Annotated in this window: 14 protein-coding genes; 11 read left to right on the forward strand and 3 right to left on the reverse strand. The window is 65.8% G+C overall.

What is annotated here, in order from left to right; all coding sequences use genetic code 11:
• Nucleotides 1-379: 379 nt before the first annotated feature.
• The 3 genes from ACVK00_RS08550 to ACVK00_RS08560 all read left to right on the forward strand — a co-directional run bounded on the left by ACVK00_RS08550 (nucleotide 380) and on the right by ACVK00_RS08560 (nucleotide 4,402).
• A complete protein-coding gene (locus ACVK00_RS08550) occupies nucleotides 380-1,267 on the forward strand; it encodes a LysR substrate-binding domain-containing protein (protein ID WP_284895446.1) in 888 nt (295 codons plus the stop codon).
• Between the two features lie 943 nt (nucleotides 1,268-2,210).
• Nucleotides 2,211-3,305, forward strand: a complete 1,095-nt coding sequence (locus ACVK00_RS08555) for an aromatic ring-hydroxylating dioxygenase subunit alpha (protein WP_284895445.1) — start codon at nucleotides 2,211-2,213, stop codon at nucleotides 3,303-3,305.
• A gap of 152 nt (nucleotides 3,306-3,457) precedes the next feature.
• Nucleotides 3,458-4,402, forward strand: coding sequence for a PDR/VanB family oxidoreductase (locus tag ACVK00_RS08560; RefSeq protein ID WP_284895444.1), 945 nt, complete (start codon nucleotides 3,458-3,460; stop codon nucleotides 4,400-4,402).
• Between the two features lie 340 nt (nucleotides 4,403-4,742).
• Here ACVK00_RS08560 and ACVK00_RS08565 read toward each other — a convergent pair whose 3' ends face one another.
• The 3 genes from ACVK00_RS08565 to ACVK00_RS08575 all read right to left on the reverse strand — a co-directional run bounded on the left by ACVK00_RS08565 (nucleotide 4,743) and on the right by ACVK00_RS08575 (nucleotide 7,733).
• Complete coding sequence (locus ACVK00_RS08565; protein ID WP_354123267.1) at nucleotides 4,743-5,918, reverse strand: porin; 1,176 nt, start codon at nucleotides 5,916-5,918, stop codon at nucleotides 4,743-4,745.
• 131 nt (nucleotides 5,919-6,049) lie between these two features.
• Nucleotides 6,050-6,994, reverse strand: a complete 945-nt coding sequence (locus ACVK00_RS08570; protein ID WP_284895442.1) for a 2-hydroxyacid dehydrogenase — start codon at nucleotides 6,992-6,994, stop codon at nucleotides 6,050-6,052.
• Between the two features lie 133 nt (nucleotides 6,995-7,127).
• Nucleotides 7,128-7,733: an amino acid synthesis family protein gene (locus tag ACVK00_RS08575; RefSeq protein ID WP_011659311.1), complete on the reverse strand. Its 606-nt coding sequence runs from the start codon at nucleotides 7,731-7,733 to the stop codon at nucleotides 7,128-7,130.
• Between the two features lie 144 nt (nucleotides 7,734-7,877).
• Here ACVK00_RS08575 and ACVK00_RS08580 point away from each other — a divergent pair, with 144 nt between their 5' ends.
• From ACVK00_RS08580 to ACVK00_RS08615, 8 genes are all read left to right on the forward strand, one after another.
• Nucleotides 7,878-9,686: a helix-turn-helix domain-containing protein gene (locus tag ACVK00_RS08580; protein ID WP_284895440.1), complete on the forward strand. Its 1,809-nt coding sequence runs from the start codon at nucleotides 7,878-7,880 to the stop codon at nucleotides 9,684-9,686.
• A 208-nt stretch (nucleotides 9,687-9,894) separates the two neighbouring features.
• Nucleotides 9,895-10,878, forward strand: a complete 984-nt coding sequence (locus ACVK00_RS08585) for a flavin reductase (protein ID WP_175678672.1) — start codon at nucleotides 9,895-9,897, stop codon at nucleotides 10,876-10,878.
• A gap of 28 nt (nucleotides 10,879-10,906) precedes the next feature.
• Entirely contained in the window at nucleotides 10,907-12,418 is a 1,512-nt protein-coding gene (locus ACVK00_RS08590) for an aldehyde dehydrogenase (RefSeq protein WP_011659308.1), read from the forward strand.
• Between the two features lie 31 nt (nucleotides 12,419-12,449).
• Nucleotides 12,450-13,532 carry an LLM class flavin-dependent oxidoreductase gene (locus ACVK00_RS08595; protein ID WP_284895439.1) on the forward strand — a complete coding sequence of 361 codons (1,083 nt, stop codon included), beginning with the start codon at nucleotides 12,450-12,452 and terminating at the stop codon, nucleotides 13,530-13,532.
• Nucleotides 13,533-13,535: 3 nt separating this feature from the next.
• A complete protein-coding gene (locus ACVK00_RS08600) occupies nucleotides 13,536-14,378 on the forward strand; it encodes an alpha/beta fold hydrolase (RefSeq protein ID WP_175734756.1) in 843 nt (280 codons plus the stop codon).
• Nucleotides 14,375-14,743 carry an NIPSNAP family protein gene (locus ACVK00_RS08605; protein WP_011659305.1) on the forward strand — a complete coding sequence of 123 codons (369 nt, stop codon included), beginning with the start codon at nucleotides 14,375-14,377 and terminating at the stop codon, nucleotides 14,741-14,743. Before ACVK00_RS08600 ends, ACVK00_RS08605 begins: the two co-directional genes overlap by 4 nt.
• A 5-nt stretch (nucleotides 14,744-14,748) precedes the next feature.
• A complete protein-coding gene (locus ACVK00_RS08610; protein ID WP_284895438.1) occupies nucleotides 14,749-15,936 on the forward strand; it encodes a quaternary amine ABC transporter ATP-binding protein in 1,188 nt (395 codons plus the stop codon).
• On the forward strand, nucleotides 15,929-16,879 hold the full coding sequence (locus ACVK00_RS08615; protein ID WP_284895437.1) for an ABC transporter permease: 951 nt from the start codon (nucleotides 15,929-15,931) through the stop codon (nucleotides 16,877-16,879). Before ACVK00_RS08610 ends, ACVK00_RS08615 begins: the two co-directional genes overlap by 8 nt.
• Nucleotides 16,880-17,006: the final 127 nt, after the last annotated feature.

Here is a 17,006-nt window from a genome sequence, read left to right on the forward strand (position 1 = left end):
ATCCGCATTCTGCATATCACCGGATGGACGCCGAGCGGCGCCTGTAGCGCGCGCCGAGTCCGGCCGTCGTGCCAGCCGCCGTAGACCACAATAAATCTCTCACTCCAGAATCGTCGTGGATCAAGGCTTGCGGCCCGCAAGTTGACGACTTTATTGACGGTCCCGCCAAAGCAATGTCGTCAATTCGCATATGTCCGGATTAAATTTGTCAATTCGCATCATAGACTTCGGAGCCCGACCGTAAGGCCCTGATCTTATGGACGATTCCCGGTACGCAATGCGGCCGGCTACGACGCCACACCCGCGCGGCGCTGACAGCGGACCGCGGGTGTACCACGTTCGCCACGACAGATCTACGCAAGCTTCCCCAAGGATAACCATGGAATTGCGACACCTGCGCTCCTTCAACGTACTGGCTGAGTGCACTAACTTCACGCAAGCGGCGAAGCAGTTACATGTCAGTCAATCCACCCTGTCTCACACCATTAAGCAACTCGAAGATGAACTCAAAGTCGAATTGTTCGACCGGGTTGGCAAGCGCGTCACGCTCAATCGGGATGGTAAGCAATTTCTGGGAACCGTTGCTCGCACCTTGGGCGAACTTGACAGTGGCATCGTCTCACTAAGAAATTGCATCTCCGAGCTTTCAGGCGAATTGCGTATCGGGACGACTTCAACCTTCAACGTTCGCTTGTTGCCGGGCTGCGTTTCGGAATTCCTCACGCAAAACCCGACCGTTCACGTGACAATCGCCGAGTTGCCAGGCAAGTCGATCGAAGAACGCGTGCGAAATGGCCAGCTAGACGTCGGCATCTGCTATACACCATCCGACACGGGTGGGCTTTGGTTCGAACCGCTCTTCAACGAGGAACTCGTCATCTTTGCTCCGTTGAATCATCCTCTCGCAAAGCGACGACGTATCCGCATGGTCGAGCTCCATCGTCAGCCGCTGATTCTTCCGTCTGCCGAAGTGGGGGCACGGCACATTCTGAATGCGTGCTTTCGTGCCGCGCATGCTCAGCCTACGCCCGTCGCGGAAATCAACTCCATCGTGCCAATGTTCGAACTGTCCCGCTCACTACTCATTCCCACTATTGGCTCCGAGTTTCTGTCCAAGGCCATAAGCGATTTTGCCGTTGTCCGAATCGTCGACCCCAAGCCCATTCGCACGCCCGTGCTCCTGCAAAAACAAGATGGACCACAGAGCGCCACCTCGAAGGCCTTCGCCGACATACTGAAACGACAGTGCGCCCATCAGTCCGAATAGCGGCTTTAGCGGAGTTGTTCCTGCGCAGCTGGTTCCCACGAGCCTCACTCCATCAGGATTTGGCGCTGCGCAGGCCGATGAGCGCCTCGCTTCCAGCTCAAACTCGTGCGCTAGCGGTGCCCGTGGGGCCGAGCTTTGCGATCCGTCGAGCATACGCGTCACGCATTCGACGGCACGCTGCCACTGTTCAGACAGTGGCGCGAGCAGTCGTCCGACCTGCTCGTGCTGCACCGCCATGCACGACGGCTTTGCCCTCAAATCTCCTCGGCCTGTTTCTCAACCAATCGATCAAGACATCAGCCCCAGCGTCCTGGGCGCGACGGCTCCGCAACGCCAAGGCGATGCATCCGGGCCAAACTCATTGAGGGCACGCGCCTGAAACCAATGCACGGGAGAACCGGAGTCGGTGGTTCGTGCCTTCAGGCGCTGGAGCCGCCGATGGGCTCTCCAGTTCCCCGAGCAGGCTGGCGACAGTGCCGTATGTGAGGTCACCGGGAAGTCGAACAATGCAGCATCAATCGACCAAATCGATTGATTTCCACGAAAAATACCATTTCCTTAGATCGACCGTCTCTCCTAACCTTGGCGTAAACGTAGCCTCGAGTTGACGAACCTAAGAGGGCCCCACGCGCCCGGAAAAGTGTCACAACGAGCGCTGTGCCAGAACAGAACGCTGTCGCTACGCGGACAGCATGGAGACATCTAAGGAGTACCCGCCGTGCTGTATGCCTGCCTGCCAATTCAAGTTGCGCCTGTCTGCGCGTAATTTGTCGCTTTCGATGGTGGATCGTCCTACCCCGTGCCTTTCTGCTCCTTCGAAAAAGCGGCCTCGGACACCACGCGAACAGCGACCTCCGAAATGCTAGCTACCGGATTGCACCAGTAGGGAATTCCGAAGCTTTTTCTTTCGTAGTACTTGGATTAAATGAGACCTGGACAGAACATGAATCGCCCATTTTTGAGAAACGCGTGGTATGTGGCCGCGTGGGATAGCGAAGTCAAGGCCGACGAGCTTTTCCAACGCACATTGCTGAACGAGTCTGTACTTCTTTTCCGAAATGATCGAGGCGAAGTACAGGCCGTCTGCAACCGTTGTCCCCATCGCTTCGCGCCACTACACCTCGGAAAGAAACTTCCGAACGGTGTTCAATGCCCATACCACGGCCTCGAATTTGATGGCAGTGGCCAGTGCACGCGGAACCCCCACGGTGGGGGCGCTGTCCCGAAGGCAGCTCGGCTAAAAACGTATCCGGTCGTTGAAAAATACTCCCTTATCTGGATCTGGATGGGCGAACAATCGATAGCAGACTCATCCAAGATACCTGACTTCTCGTGCCTCGATCCCCAGCTCAGCCATGTCGCCAAGCGGTACCTTCACGTAAAAGCGAACTACGTTCTCGAGACGGACAACATTTTGGATTTGAGTCACATTCAGTATCTACATCCGGGAACGCTGGGTAGTTCATCGGTTGCGGACGCAATCACGAGCGTCGTTCAGGAGGGCAACACGGTTTATTCGATGCGACAAACGGTCGGGGACATCATGCCCGAATTCCTCTATCGCCAACGCCGAATTCCCGTTGGAACACCGGTCGACCGATGGATTGACGTTCGGTGGGACGCACCAGCGCACATGCTCCTTGACGCCGGCTCAGTCGCGACAGGCAAGCCTCGTTCTGAAGGCGTCTCCAACAAGATCGCCCACATCTTCTCTCCTGAGACGGCATCGACGACGCATTACTGGTTTGCCGTGTCCAATCCGCTCTCCATGGGTGACGACGGGATGCAACGTGCAGAGGACTTTGTCTCGGGGCTCGTCCATCCTTTCCAGAATGAGGACCTCCCGATGCTCGAAGCACAGCAACACATGATTGGAGAGGCGGATTTCTGGTCTCTAAAACCGGTCTTGCTCGCCGGCGATGCAGCAGCCGTCCGTGCGCGACGCATCCTTGACAAGCTTCTGGCCGACGAGGAAGCCACCATGCAAACCATCAGCTTCGTGGCGCATCCCGCGGCGGAAAGCCTGAAGTGTCAGTGACTTTCCGCGAAAGCTGCAGACGCAACATCGAATAACTTCGCCAACTGGAATAACCGGCAGTCTCGAAATCTGAACAACGATTCAATAAGTAAAGGGTCAACCGTTCCCTTTTGAACGCTTGACGCTCTCAGCAGATGCTTCATGGACTCAAAATGAAAGTACTTGTCAAATCGAAGAAGCTGGTGGCTAACGGAATTGCCGCCTTCAAGTTGGTAGCTCCCGGCGGCGAGCAACTCCCTCTCTTCTCGGCGGGCGCTCATATCGATGTTTTTCTCGGTAACGACTTGGTCCGGCAGTATTCGTTGTGCAACGCACCAAGCGACCGTTCGCACTATCAGATCGGAGTTCTTCTTGAGCCGAACTCACGAGGCGGCTCGCGAGCGATGCACAACCTCGCTGAGGGGCAGCTAATTGAAATCAGCGAGCCAAAAAATCACTTTCCGCTGACCGCCGGGGCGCGTCGTTCTGTCCTGATGGCCGGAGGCATCGGAATTACGCCTATCCTCGCGATGGCTGAACACCTCAGTGAGGAAAGACAGGACTTCGACCTTCACTATTGCGTGCGCGATCACGAGCGCGCCGCTTTCCGCGAACGGGTTGAGCACGACGACTTCGCCCCGCATGCTCGCCTCTACTACGACACGGCGCCGAGCCGAGAGAGGGTGAAATTCTCAGAAGTTTTGCGTTCGCCCGATCCTGATGTGCATCTCTATGTGTGTGGCCCCGGTGGATTCATCGATGCGGTCATCAAGGAAGCGACGTCAGCCGGTTGGGGTTCCGAAAACGTCCATCGCGAATATTTCGGAAATGCACCGACGAGCAGCGAGGGTGATTTGCCATTTCAACTGCGCCTTGCGCGAAGCGGGAAAATCGTCGAGGTTCGATCCGACCAAACCGCAGCACAAGCCTTAGCTGCGCACGGTATTGATATTCAGACGTCATGCGAACAGGGCGTATGCGGAACGTGCATGACGAAGGTCCTGGAAGGTGTGCCAGATCATCGCGACGTCTACATGACTGACGAAGAGCACGCCGCGAATGACCAATTCACTCCCTGTTGCTCAAGAGCCAAGACACCGCTACTGATCGACCTGTAGGACCATCGCCAGAAAGTAGCGAGACGAAGTTCACCAAACACATCGATTAACAGGAGGCATCCGATGCACGAAAACCGCGGTGTCGTTTATGTGGAGCCCGGCAAGGTTGAAGTCCGTCGCTTCCCCTAATGGACGCGGCGACGGCCGGCGTTGACACACCGCCGTCGCCGCGCCTTGCAGTGGGCGTATCCAATGCGCCGGATCAACCTTGCTTCGGTCTACGGCGGCGCAGTAATGCACCGCTGCTACCCGATCTGCTACCTCGAAAAGAGATCCGCCTGGGATCGGGGCGCGGCCGGCCAGTCGAGCGAGCCGGCCGCGGAAGGCCACCTGCGCTTGCCTAGAAGCGATGGATCATGCCGAGCCGCACCAGGGTCTGGTTCTCGCCCGACGAGGCGCCGGCCGAGGCGGGTGTGGTGGCGAAATCGAAGGCCGTGCCGGTATGCGCGCTGACCACGTGTTGGTAGGCCGCCTGCATGTAGAGCGAGGTGCGCTTGCTGAGGTCGTAGTCGAGCATCAGCGAGAGCTGGTGCCACTTCGGCTCGAAATCGCCGGTGCTCGCGTGCAGGCGCGCCTCGGTGAAGGTGTAGGCGCCGAACAGCCAGAGCGACGGCGTGAAGGCGTACTTCGCATTGACCTCGAAGTTGTCGAACTTCCAGGACTGCCAGCGCCCGCGCAGCGGCCTGGTGGCCGTCGAGGCGATATAGGCGTTGGCGGTCGGGTCGTAGACGTCGACATGCGAGTAGGACAGGCCCAGCTTGGCGGCCGCGAACGCGTAGGACAGCCCCGCCACGATGTTCTGCTCGGACGAGGCGGTGAACACCGCATCAGTGGACACCGCGCCGTTGGCCGAGCCGCCCGCGTCGATCTTCAGGTAGCCGAGCGCGGCGGTCAGGCCCGCCAGCTTATATTGCAGCGCGGCGCTGTAGAGCCGGTTGTTGGCGAAGCCGGTGTCGTTGCTGAAGCCGTACATCGCCTCGGCCTTCAGGCCATTGAAGTTCGGGCTGGTGTACTTGACCGAGTTGTTGACGCGGAAATCGAAGTCGGCGTTGTCGTTGTCGAACGGATGCGAGGCGACGTCGCCGCTCACGCCCCCCGCGCCGGTCAGCCCGCTCCAGAGGTCGATGGTCGGGTCGTACTGGCGGCCGAACGAGAGCGTGCCGAGCCGGTCCGACTGCAGGCCAACCCAGGCCTGCCTGCCGAACTCGCGGCCGCCCTGCCTGAAGGCGCCGCTGTTCACGTCGAAGCCGTTCTCGAGGCGGAACAGCGCGCGCGTGCCGCCGCCCAGGTCCTCGGAGCCGGCGATGCCCCAGCGGCTGCCGAAGGTGTCGCCGCTCTTCATCTGGAAGGTGCCGTGTCCCTTCGCGTTGCTGGTGTAGTTGAGCCCCTCGTCGATGATTCCGTACAGCGTGATGCTGCTCTGTGCCTGCGCCGCCGGACTGCTGCCGGCGAGTATCGTCAGCGCCGTCGCCGCCGTTGACGCAATGCGTGTTTTCAAGCCTGCTGCCTTGCTCATGATTTCCCCATGGTCGTGTTGCATGAATCGAAACCTTGCTGGCACCGCGCCGGCGTGCGGATACACGCCAGCGGACGAGAACGACCGATGGCGCGGCTCGGGCCGGATGAAACGAAACGGTTCGCGCCGGTTCAGTAACCACGCGAGAGATCGACGCCGGCCGGGATGCGGCCGCTGGCGCGATAGGCGGCGACATTGGCCGCGACCACGGCCGCCGCCGTGTGCAGGTCGGTCGGCGCCGAGATGTGCGGCAGCACCGTCACGGCCGGATGGGCCCAGAGCGGCGAAACCTCGGGCAGCGGCTCGACTTCGAACACGTCGAGCACCGCATGTGACAGCCGGCCGGCATCGAGGGCCTGCAGCAGGTCCTGGGTGACCACCACCGGGCCGCGCGAGAAATTGATCAGCGCCGCGCCGGGCCGCATGGCCGACAGCGTGTGCTGGTCGAACAAGCCACGTGTCTCGTCGGTCAGCGGCACCAGGCAGACCACGATCTCGCTCGCGCCGAGCAGGCGAGCCAGGCCCTCGGCGCCGTGATGGGTGTCCACGCTGGCCATGGTCTTCGGCGAGCGGCTCCAGCCGGCGACGCGGAAGCCCGCCTCGAGCAGGCGCGCGGCGGCGGCCGCCCCGAGCGTGCCGAGGCCGACGATACCGACCTGTATGTCCTGCGGTTTGCGATAGGGCCGCTGCCGCCATTCGCGCGCCTGCTGCTGAAGGCGGTAGGCGGGCATCTCGCGCTGCAGGTAGTAGGTCCAGGCCAGCACCGCCTCGGCCATGGTGCGCGACATTTCCGGGTCCACCAGCCGGACCACGGGCGGCGCGGTAGCCGGCAGGCTCTCGACCAACTGCTCGACGCCGGCCCACAGACTCTGGATCCAGGCGAGCCGGGGCAGGGCGGCGAGTTCGGCGGGATCGGGACGCGCCACGACCGCGACCCTCGCGACGGCGCGCGCGTCGCCATCGGCCTCGCGCAGGGGCACGATGGTTTCGGCCGGCATCGCCGCGGCGAGCGCGGCGCGATACTCGGCCTCCTGCCCGGCGGGCAGCCGGGTGGCCAGTATGATGATGTCGTTCATGGCGGGTGCCGTGGCGGCGGAAACGGTGGAGCGGGCGTGCCATGCGGCACGTCGTGATTTACTGCGAAATGGAGGAGACGCGAGCAGGCGCGGGGCTGGCGGGCCGCGAAGGCGCGCCAGCGCCTCAGTCGCCCTAGGTCTGCGCCTCGGCCGGTTTGCGGGCCTCCATCTCGGCCATGTCGATGAAGCGGTCGCCAATGCGCGGATGGGCGCGGCCGCCGTCGGCCGCGCCGATCGCCACCAGCACCTCGTCGGGACCCGGCGCGTCGGCGATCTGAAATGTCGCCGTCAGGAAGTGGGAGCGCTGCCCCGTGGCCGACTTGTGGATCATCGGCAGCGAGACCATCGAGCCCGGCCCGAGCCGCGTATTGGTGAAGCTCAGGAAGGCGGTGCCGTCGACCGCCTCGCGGAACAGGTTGCCGAAGCGCAGCGTATGGATCAGCGCCGAGGCATGCTCGATCTCGCCGTTTACGCCCACCACGGCGGCCTTGCCGTAGGCTTCCACGCGCGCGGCCGGCATCAGCGCCACCAGGCGCCGCGTCAGCTCGGCGCCCAGCGGTGGCGCGAGGCGCCGGATCTCCGGCTGCAGGTCCTCGCAGAAACCCTGCCCGGCCCAGGGGTTCCTCAGCACCGCCGCCACCACCACCGTCGTAATCGGGCGCGGCGCCGCGCGCCCGCCCTCGACAACCAGTTCCTCGACGAAGGTCGAGATCTTGCGCACTTGCAAATCGGTATTCATCAGCACTCCCATCGGATGACGTGATCGATGCGAGGCATGCTAAGTAGCGTCAATTCGAGCGTCTTCCTCCGTTCCGGGGGAAGCGCGACTTTTTTGACACTGCGATAAGTCGTATAGTCAGCTACGCCCAACAGGAGGCTCTCGATGCCGGATACGTTGTCGCTCATGTCGTCCTTGCGCGACGTCGCCAGCCGAATCAATGCGGATGCCGACGTCGACACGCTGCTGCACAGCCTGATCGACCTGGCCTGCCATCACGGCTCCTGGGATCTCGGCGCGATCATGAGCGTGGATATCGCGCACGGCTACGCGCTGGTGATCGCGCGGCGCGACCCGACCCTACTCAAGCGGACGCTTGCCGACCGGTGGGAGCTGGCCACCAGCCCAGCACTGGTCGCGCTGCAGCGCAACGAGCCGGTCTATATCCGCGACGCGCTGGAGACCACCGAATTCCTCGGCTACCGGCGCGAGGCGCCCGAGCGCGGCTATCGCACCGTGCTGGTGCTGCCGATGGCGAGTTGCGATGCCGAGGGGCGGCCGATGGTGCTGGTGGTGTCGGCGCGCAAGGTGGTGGACGTGGCGCCTGAGCACCTGGCCTTCATGGAGTTGCTGGTGCACCTCGGCGCGATCGCGATCGAGCGCGCCCATCGCCAGCGCGCGCAGCAGGCCGCCGCCGAGCAGTTGCGGCGCGTGCTCTCGGTGCAGGGCGCGATGCTGCAGGAGGTGCTGGTGGGCGGCTCGATGGACACGCTGACCGGCATGCTGGCCGACCTGCTCGACTCGCCGGTGCTGGTGATCGACTTCTATGGTGGCGAACTGCTGGCCTCGCGCCCGCCCGTCGAGGGGCTCGACGCCGCCGCCTGGCGCGCCCTGCTCGACGGAGAAACCGGCCGCCAGATGCGCGAGACCGCGCGCGAGGCGATTGCGCGCCACGCGTTGCGGCGGGTGGGCTTCGTGCTGCCGGGCGGGGTGCCGCTCACCGCCGACGTCGAGCCGCTGGCGGTGGACGGCGACACGGTGGGCGCGCTGCTGAGCTTCGGCGAGCGCGCCGAGGGTGACCTGCAGGCGCTCGCGATCGAGAGCGCGAAGTTCGCGATGAGCGTGCAGCTGATGCGCAGCGTGATCCGCTTTCGCGCCGAGACGCGCACCCTGACCGAGCTGTTCTTCGAGATCGTCGAGCGGCGATGGCGCGACGAGCAGGACATCGTCGAGCGCTCGCGCCGGCTCGGCATCGCGCTCGGCACGCCGATGCGCCTGCTCGTGGTCGACTATCCGCACCGCGAAGGTCTGGTGCTTGACCGATCGGCCGAGTGCCATCGCACCGTTGGTCTGATCGCGGCGCAGCACAAGCTCATCGCGCATCCGGTGACGGTCGGCGGCGGCCTGGTCTGTCTGTTGCCCGAGGACGACCAGCGGCCGCTGGCCAGCGTCAATGCCTTCGCGCGCCAGCTGTGCGGGGCGCTCACCCCCCTGTTCGGCGGCGAGCCGACCCTCGTGGTCAGCGACTGCGTGGCGGGCCTGACCGAGCTGGCCAACGAATGGGACCGCTGCTGGCGGATGATCCGCGTGGCGCGCTCGTTCGGCAAGACCGGCGCGCTGAGCGTGCCCGACCTGGGGCCCTTGCCGATGCTGATGGGCGCGGCCGATTCGCCCGACGTGCGGGCTTTCATCACCGGCACCATCGGTCCGATCGTCGAATACGACGCCAGCCATCGCGCTTCCTATCTCGACACGCTGGCGGTCTACATCCGACACGGCTGCCGCAGCCAGGCCTGCGCCGATGCGATGGGCCTGCACGTGACCACACTGCGCTACCGGCTGTCGCGCATCTCCGACCTGTTCGGCATCGACGTGGAGACGCCCGAGCGGCGCTTCGCCGTCGAGCTCGCGCTGCAACTGCACAACCTGCTGGAGGGCAGCGCGCCGGTGGCCGCGGCGGAGCGCGCGCATTAGGCGGGACGGCCGCGCAAGCGCCTGCTGGCGGGCTCGCGCGCGTCGCGGGCCTCGTTACGAAGTCGCCCGCGAAGCACGCCCTAGTGGTTTTCCCGGTCCGACGAACAGCAGGTGAGGTTCCGCCAGTTCTCCTTCGATCCGCAGGAAGCCAGCCCGATTTCAGCCACCTACATTCACCTCAAGACAACGATGTACGAGGTGAATGGCCATGCAAGCCGCGGTACCCGATAATCGAACCACCATCGACCCGAAGGCGCTGCGCCGCGCCTTCGGCACCTTCGTCACCGGCGTGACGGTGCTCACCACCATCGACGCCGAGGGCCGCCCGCGCGGCATGACGGCTAACTCCTTTGCCTCGGTCTCGCTCGATCCGCCGCTGCTGCTGGTCTGCGTCGGCGCGGGCGCGTCGAGCTACCCGGCCTTCGTCGCCGCCGACAAGTTCGCGGTGAACCTGTTGAGTGACAGCCAAGTGGACGTCTCCAACCTGTTCGCCTCGAAGGCGGTCGACAAGTTCGCCTCGATCAGCCACGACGTGGTGCACACCGGCGCGCCGGTGCTGACCGACTGCCTGACCTGGTTCGACTGCTCGATGCACGAGCGCGTCGAGGCCGGCGACCACCTGATCCTGATCGGCCGCGTGCAGGCCTTCGGCACCAGCCCCTCGGCGCCGCTCGGCTTCTGCCGCGGCCGCTACGCGCAGGTCAAGGACCCCCTGCCGCCGGGCTGGCTGTCGTCCACCGACATGATCGTCGGCTACCTGATCGAAGCGCAGGGCGAGGTGCTGCTGGTGGACGACGGCAAGGGCGGCTGGGTGCTGCCCACCGCGCCGCGCCGGTTGGTGGACGGGCGCCTGCCGGTGGCGGGCGGCGGCTCGCTGGCGCTGATGTCCGACGACACCTTCCTCTACTCCGTCTACGACACCGACGGCCACGATTCCGGCTACCTCATCTACCGGGCCCGCCTGGCCGAGCCGCGCGGCGCGCTGGCGCTGCCGCCGGAGTTTCGTTTCTTCGCTCTCGACGCGCTTCCGTACGACGAAATCGCCTCGGTCGAGATGCGCGCGATGCTGCGCCGTTTCGTGCGTGAGACGGCCGGCGGCGGCAGTTATTCGATCTACATGGGCTCGCACGACGGTGGGCGTGTCGCGACCGTCGGCGCGGCGCAGCCGTGGCGCCATCACGTGCACTCCTGAACCCAGGCTGGATGACCAAGGACATTTCATGAAGACCACAGTCGAAACCCTGCAGCATGCGCGCATCGGCAATTTCATCGACGGCCGTTTCGTCGAGCCGGCCAGCGGCAGCTATGCCCCGAGCTACGATCCCACCACCTCGACGCCTTGGTACGAGTTCGCGCAGTCGAACGCGGCCGACGTCGACGCGGCAGTGCGCTCCGCCCAGGCCGCGCTGAAGAACCCGGCCTGGCGCCGCATGACCCAGACCGAGCGCGGCAAGCTGGTGCGCCGTCTCGGCGAGCTGGTGCTCGAGCACGCCGACGCGCTGGCGCTGCTCGAATGCCGCGACAACGGCAAGCTGCTCAAGGAGATGCGCGCGCAGATGCGCGCCATTCCGGATTCCTATCTGTATTTCGCCGGCATGGCGGACAAGTTGCAGGGCGACACGATCCCCGTCAACAAGCTCGACATGCTGAACTTCAACCTGCGCGAGCCGATCGGCGTGGTGGGCATGATCATCCCGTGGAATTCGCCGCTGATGATGCTGACCGGCACGCTGGCGCCGTGCCTGGCGATCGGCAATACCGTAGTGGTCAAGCCGTCCGAGCACGCCACCGCCTCCTCGCTGGCGCTGGCCGAGCTGGCAATCGAGGCCGGCATCCCGCCTGGCGTTTTCAACGTGGTGACCGGCGACGGCGCCACCACCGGCGAGGCGCTCACGCGCCATCCCGGCGTGGCCAAGTACGTGTTTACCGGCAGCACCGTGACGGGCCGCAAGATCGCCGGCAATGCCGCGCAGAACCTGGTGCCCTGCCAGATGGAGCTGGGCGGCAAGTCCCCGCACGTGGTGTTCGGCGACGTGGAGATCGAGCGCGCCGTCAACGGCGTGGTGTCGGGCATCTTCGCTGCGGCGGGCCAGACCTGCGTGGCCGGCTCGCGCTGCTTCGTCGAGGCTTCGATCTACGAGCGCTTTGTCGAGGCCCTGGTCGAGCGCACCCGGCGCGTGCGGGTCGGCCACCCGATGCACGATGACACCGATATCGGGCCGCTCGCGCTGGCCACCCAGCTGGACAAGGTGCAGCGCTACGTGGCCTCGGGCGTGGAAGAGGGCGCGCGGATCGCGGCCGGCGGCCGCCGCCCGAGCTCGGGCGCCCTGGCCGAGGGCTGGTACTTCGAGCCGACCGTGATGACCCAGGCCACCAACTCGATGCGCTTCATGCAGGAGGAGATCTTCGGGCCGGTGGTGGGCGTGGTGCCGTTCCAGGACGAAGCCGAGCTGATGGCGCTGGCCAACGACACCGAATACGGCCTGGCTTCCGGCATCTGGACCCGCGACATCGACCGCGCGATGCGCTTCGCGCGCGACATCGACGCCGGCACGGTCTGGATCAACACCTACCGCTCGGCCGCCTACATGTCCTCGAACGGCGGCCTCAAGCACAGCGGCTACGGCCGGCGCGGTGGCTTCGAGGTGATGCGCGAGTTCTCACGGCTCAAGAACGTGGTGCTCGACTACTCGGGCGCGATGCAGGATCCGTTCGTCATTCGTCTGCGTTGAAACACGCGTTTCCATCCGACACGAGGCATCTATGAAATTCGCCGTATCACTGAGCATGGAGCGGTTCTCCCCCGAGGCGTCGATGACCGAGGCGCGCGACCGGCTGCTGGCGCTGGCGCGCGTGGCCGACGAAGGCGGCTTCGAGACGCTCTGGACTGCAGAGCACCACACCATCGAATGCACCATCTCGCCGAACCCGTTCACGGTGCTGACCTGGCTGGCCCAGCACACCGAGCGCATCCGGCTGGGCACCGCCACCCTGGTGGCGCCTTACTGGTCGCCGATCCGGCTGGCCGGCGAGGCCGCCATGTGCGATCACCTGAGCAATGGCCGGCTCGAGTTCGGCATCGCGCGCGGCGCATACCAGTACGAGTTCGACCGGATGGCCGGCGGCATTCCCCAGCAGGAAGGCGTGGCCTACATGAAGGAGCTGGTGCCGGCCGTCAAGCGGCTGTGGGAGGGCGACTACGAACATGAGGGCCATTACTGGCGCTTCCCGCTCGCCACCTCGGTGCCCAAGCCGCTGCAGCAGCCGCATCCGCCGATCTGGGTGGCCACGCGTGACCCCGGCAGCTTCGACTGGGCGGTCGGCATCGGCGCCAACATCCTGTCCACGCCGCTGTCGGCGCCGCCGTCCGAGGTGGCCGTGCTCGGCGCGAAATTCCGCAAGGCGGTGGCCGACCATCCCGAGCATCCGCGCCCGCGCTTCATGATGCAGCGGCGCACTTGCGTCTACGACCGCGAGGAGGACTGGCAGACCGCCGTGCGCCACAGCGTCGACTACGGCCGCTACTTCGAGAACCTAATGCAGAACATTGGCACCGTGCGCAACGGCTTCCCGGAGGCGGTGCCTTTCGAGACCGTGGCCAATCGCGCCAACTACGATCCCGCGGCGGTGCGCGACAACCTGATGTTCGGCACGCCCGACGAGGTGATCCGCAAGTTGCAGATCTACGAGGACGAGGGCGTCGACCAGTATTGCCTGGGCCTGTCCTTCAACCTGCCCTTCGAGCTGCAGATGAAGACGCTGCGCCTGTTCGTCGACGAGATCATGCCGCACTTCGCCGCACGCGAGCGCGAGCGCGAGCTCCAGGCCGCGGCGGCGGGGGCCTGAGCCATGTGCGACGCACTTCCCGAGGCGCCGCCCGACGCGATCGAGGGCAGTCTGACCGTCGACGGCGTGCGCCTGGCCTATCGCCTGCAGGGAGAGGGGCCGCGCGAACTGGTCTGCATTCACGGCGTAGGCTCCTATCTCGAGGCCTGGCAGGGCGCCATCAACGCGCTGGGCCGCGGCTTTCGCGTGCTCAGCTTCGACCTGCGCGGGCATGGCCGCTCCGAGCGCGTGAAGGGGCGCTACGAGATCGACGATTTCGTCGGCGACGTGCTGGCGCTGGCAGATCACGCTGGCTTCAGCCGCTTCGACCTGGCCGGCTTCTCGCTGGGCGGCCTGATCGCGCAGCGGCTCGCGCTGACGCGTCCGGCGCGGCTGCGCCGGCTGGTGCTGCTGGCCACCGTGGCCGGGCGCACCGCCGAGGAGCGCGCGGGCGTGGCCGAGCGGCTGGCCGCCCTGCAGGCGGGCGAGCGCGGCGCGCATTACGACGCCTCGCTGTCGCGCTGGCTGACCGAGGATTTCCAGGCGCGGCATCCGGCGCTGGTGGCCGAGCTGCGCCGGCGCAACGCGCAGAACGATCCGGACTGCTACGCGGCCGCCTACCGCGTGCTGGCGCAGACCGATTTCGGCGGCCTGATCGACCAGATCGCGATGCCGACCCTGATTGCGACCGGCGAGCACGACGCCGGCTCGAACCCGCGGATGGCACGCTACATGCATGAACGAATTCCGGATTCGCGGCTGGAGATCCTGCCGAAGCTGCGCCACTCGCTGCTCAACGAGGCGCCGGAGCAGGTCGCCGCCCTGATGCGGGAGTTCCTGATTGACAGCGGGGAGGCGGCCCGATGATCGTCGAGGAGCGCATCTACCGGATCCGCAACGGCGCGATGGCGCGCTTCCTGAAGCTGGTCGCCGAGGAGGCGCTGCCGCTGCAGCAGCCGGCGCTGGGCAACCTGATCGGTTACTTCACCACCGAGATCGGCTGCCTGTCCCAGGTGGTGCACTGGTGGGCTTATGCCGATCTCGAGGACCGCCGCCTGCGCCGCCAGCGGCTCGCCGCCGACCCGCGCTGGCAGGCCTTCATCCCGCGCCTGTCCGAGCTGATCGAGCAGGCCGAGAACCGGATCCTGGTGCCCACCGCGTTTTCGCCGCTGCAACAACTGCCGACCGAGCGGGCCGAGCCGAGCGCCCGGCCCGCTCCACCGAAGGAGTGACCTTGATGACTGAACGCCTGAAAATCGAGCATCTGTACAAGGTGTTCTCCGATCGCCCCGAGCGCGCGCTCGGCATGCTTCGCCACGGCGCCAGCAAGGCCGATGTGCTGCGCGACAGCGGCCAGGTGGTGGGCCTCGACGACGTGTCGCTGAGCGTACCGGCCGGCGCGATGTACATGATCATGGGCCTGTCCGGCTCGGGCAAGTCGACCCTGGCGCGCTGCGTGAACCGGCTCAACGAGCCCAGCGCCGGGCGCATCCTGCTCGACGACGTGGATCTCTGCGCGCTGGGAGAGCGCGAGCTGCGCGAGGTGCGCCGCAACCGCATCTCGATGGTGTTCCAGCATTTCGCGCTGCTGCCGAACCGGCGGGTGATCGAGAACGTCGAGTTCGGCCTGAAGCTGCGCGGCGTGGACGGCGCGACGCGCCGCAAGCGCGCCGAGCAGGTGCTCGAGGTGGTGGGCCTGGCGCGCTGGGCCGGCAAGATGCCGCACGAGCTGAGCGGCGGGATGCGCCAGCGGGTGGGCCTGGCGCGCGCGCTGGCCACCGACGCCGACATCCTGATCATGGACGAGGCCTTCAGCGCGCTCGACCCGCTGATCCGCACCGAGATGCAGGACGAGCTGCTGCGCCTGCAGCGCAGCCTCAACAAGACCATCCTGTTCATCACACACGACTTCCAGGAAGCGCTGAAGCTGGGCACGCGCATCGCCATCATGTCGGAAGGCAAGCTGGTGCGCGAGGGCACGCCGCAGTCGATCGTGACCGCGCCCGGCAGCGACTACGTGGCCGCCTTCACGCGCGAGGTCGATCGATCGCGCCTGTTCAACGCCGAGGCCTCGATGACGCCGCTGACGCCGCTGGTGCGCCGCGAGGGCTGGACCGTGCTCGGCTGCGCGGGGTCGGGGCCGGCCTTCGTGGTGGACGGTGAGGCGCGCGTGATGGGCATGCTCGGTGTGGTGGGCGACACGCAGTTGCAGGCCTTGCGCGATGGCGCCGCGCTGCCGCCGCTGGATGGCGCGTTCGCCTGCGTGCCGGGCCATGCGCGCCTGATCGACGTGGCCGGCCATTTCGGCACGGCGCGCGCGCTCGGCGTACTCGACGAATCGGGTCGGCTGGTCGGCCGGCTGGAAGCGGGGCAGATCCTCGCACGCATCGGCGCGGGCAGCGTCAACGGAGCTCATCATGTTTAAAGCCGACGATCTGGCGGTATTCCCGATCGCCCAGTGGATCCAGGCCGCCGTGCAGTGGATCGCGCTGCACCTGCGCCCGCTGTTCCTGGTCATCAAGTGGCCGATCCAGAAGCTGCTCGAGGCCAATATCGACGCCCTGCACGCGGTGCCGTTCCCGCTGTTCTGCCTGGTTTGCGCGCTGCTGGCCTGGCGCTTCGCGGGCCGCGCGATCGGCGCCTTCACCTTGCTCGGGCTGCTGGCCATCGCGGTGCTCGGCGTCTGGTCGGACGCGATGACCACGCTCGCGCTGATCGTCACCGCGATCGCCTTCTGCGCCGTGATCGGGATCCCGATCGGCATCGCCTGCGCGCGCAGCGAGCGGGTCTGGCGCGTGGTGCAGCCGATCCTCGACATTATGCAGACCACGCCCACCTTCGTGTACCTGGTGCCGGTGGTGATGCTGTTCGGCGTGGGCACCGTGTCGGGCGAGGTGGCGGTAGTGACGGCCGCGATGCCGCCGCTTATTCGCTTCACCAATCTCGGCATCCGCATGGTCGACCACGAACTAGTCGAGGCCGGACTCGCGTTCGGCGCGGACCGTCGCCAGCTGCTCTGGGAAGTGCAACTGCCGCTGGCCGTGCCGACCATCCTCGGCGGCTTGAACCAGACCGTGCTGACCGCGATGGTGATGTCGGTGGTGATCTCGATGATCGGCGCCGAGGGGCTCGGCCTGGTGGTGCTGCAGGGCCTGGGCCGGCTCGACGTGGGGCAGGCCGCGATCGGCGGCGTGGCGATCGTGATGCTGGCGATGATGCTCGACCGCGTGACCCAGAAGCTCGCGCGTTCGCAGCCCGGCGCGGGCGGCTCGCTGCGTTCGGTGGTAGTGCGGCTGGTGCGCGGCGGCCGCGGCGGGCCTGCGGCGCCGGCCTTGCCCGAGCACAGCGATCCCAAGCAGGCGCTCTGAAGTCATGCAGCGCAAGCGCGCAGCTGCACCGGGTGGCCGCGCCGTGTTCCCCGTCGCCGACATGGCGCCGGATCGATTTCCAGCAAGCATCGTCCTTGGACGATCGTATCCACACGCAGGAGTAGCT

The organism is Burkholderia sp. PvR073 (assembly GCF_054055695.1).

What these genes read in the sequence shown, in the direction of transcription:
- ACVK00_RS08610 (WP_284895438.1), top strand. Translation starts at nt 14,749, where the DNA reads ATGACTGAACGCCTGAAAATCGAGCATCTGTACAAGGTGTTCTCCGAT.
- ACVK00_RS08615 (WP_284895437.1), top strand. Translation starts at nt 15,929, where the DNA reads ATGTTTAAAGCCGACGATCTGGCGGTATTCCCGATCGCCCAGTGGATC.
- ACVK00_RS08560 (WP_284895444.1), top strand. Translation starts at nt 3,458, where the DNA reads ATGAAAGTACTTGTCAAATCGAAGAAGCTGGTGGCTAACGGAATTGCC.
- ACVK00_RS08555 (WP_284895445.1), top strand. Translation starts at nt 2,211, where the DNA reads ATGAATCGCCCATTTTTGAGAAACGCGTGGTATGTGGCCGCGTGGGAT.
- ACVK00_RS08585 (WP_175678672.1), top strand. Translation starts at nt 9,895, where the DNA reads ATGCAAGCCGCGGTACCCGATAATCGAACCACCATCGACCCGAAGGCG.
- ACVK00_RS08605 (WP_011659305.1), top strand. Translation starts at nt 14,375, where the DNA reads ATGATCGTCGAGGAGCGCATCTACCGGATCCGCAACGGCGCGATGGCG.
- ACVK00_RS08580 (WP_284895440.1), top strand. Translation starts at nt 7,878, where the DNA reads ATGCCGGATACGTTGTCGCTCATGTCGTCCTTGCGCGACGTCGCCAGC.
- ACVK00_RS08600 (WP_175734756.1), top strand. Translation starts at nt 13,536, where the DNA reads ATGTGCGACGCACTTCCCGAGGCGCCGCCCGACGCGATCGAGGGCAGT.
- ACVK00_RS08575 (WP_011659311.1), bottom strand. Translation starts at nt 7,733, where the DNA reads ATGAATACCGATTTGCAAGTGCGCAAGATCTCGACCTTCGTCGAGGAA.
- ACVK00_RS08570 (WP_284895442.1), bottom strand. Translation starts at nt 6,994, where the DNA reads ATGAACGACATCATCATACTGGCCACCCGGCTGCCCGCCGGGCAGGAG.
- ACVK00_RS08590 (WP_011659308.1), top strand. Translation starts at nt 10,907, where the DNA reads ATGAAGACCACAGTCGAAACCCTGCAGCATGCGCGCATCGGCAATTTC.
- ACVK00_RS08550 (WP_284895446.1), top strand. Translation starts at nt 380, where the DNA reads ATGGAATTGCGACACCTGCGCTCCTTCAACGTACTGGCTGAGTGCACT.
- ACVK00_RS08595 (WP_284895439.1), top strand. Translation starts at nt 12,450, where the DNA reads ATGAAATTCGCCGTATCACTGAGCATGGAGCGGTTCTCCCCCGAGGCG.
- ACVK00_RS08565 (WP_354123267.1), bottom strand. Translation starts at nt 5,918, where the DNA reads ATGAGCAAGGCAGCAGGCTTGAAAACACGCATTGCGTCAACGGCGGCG.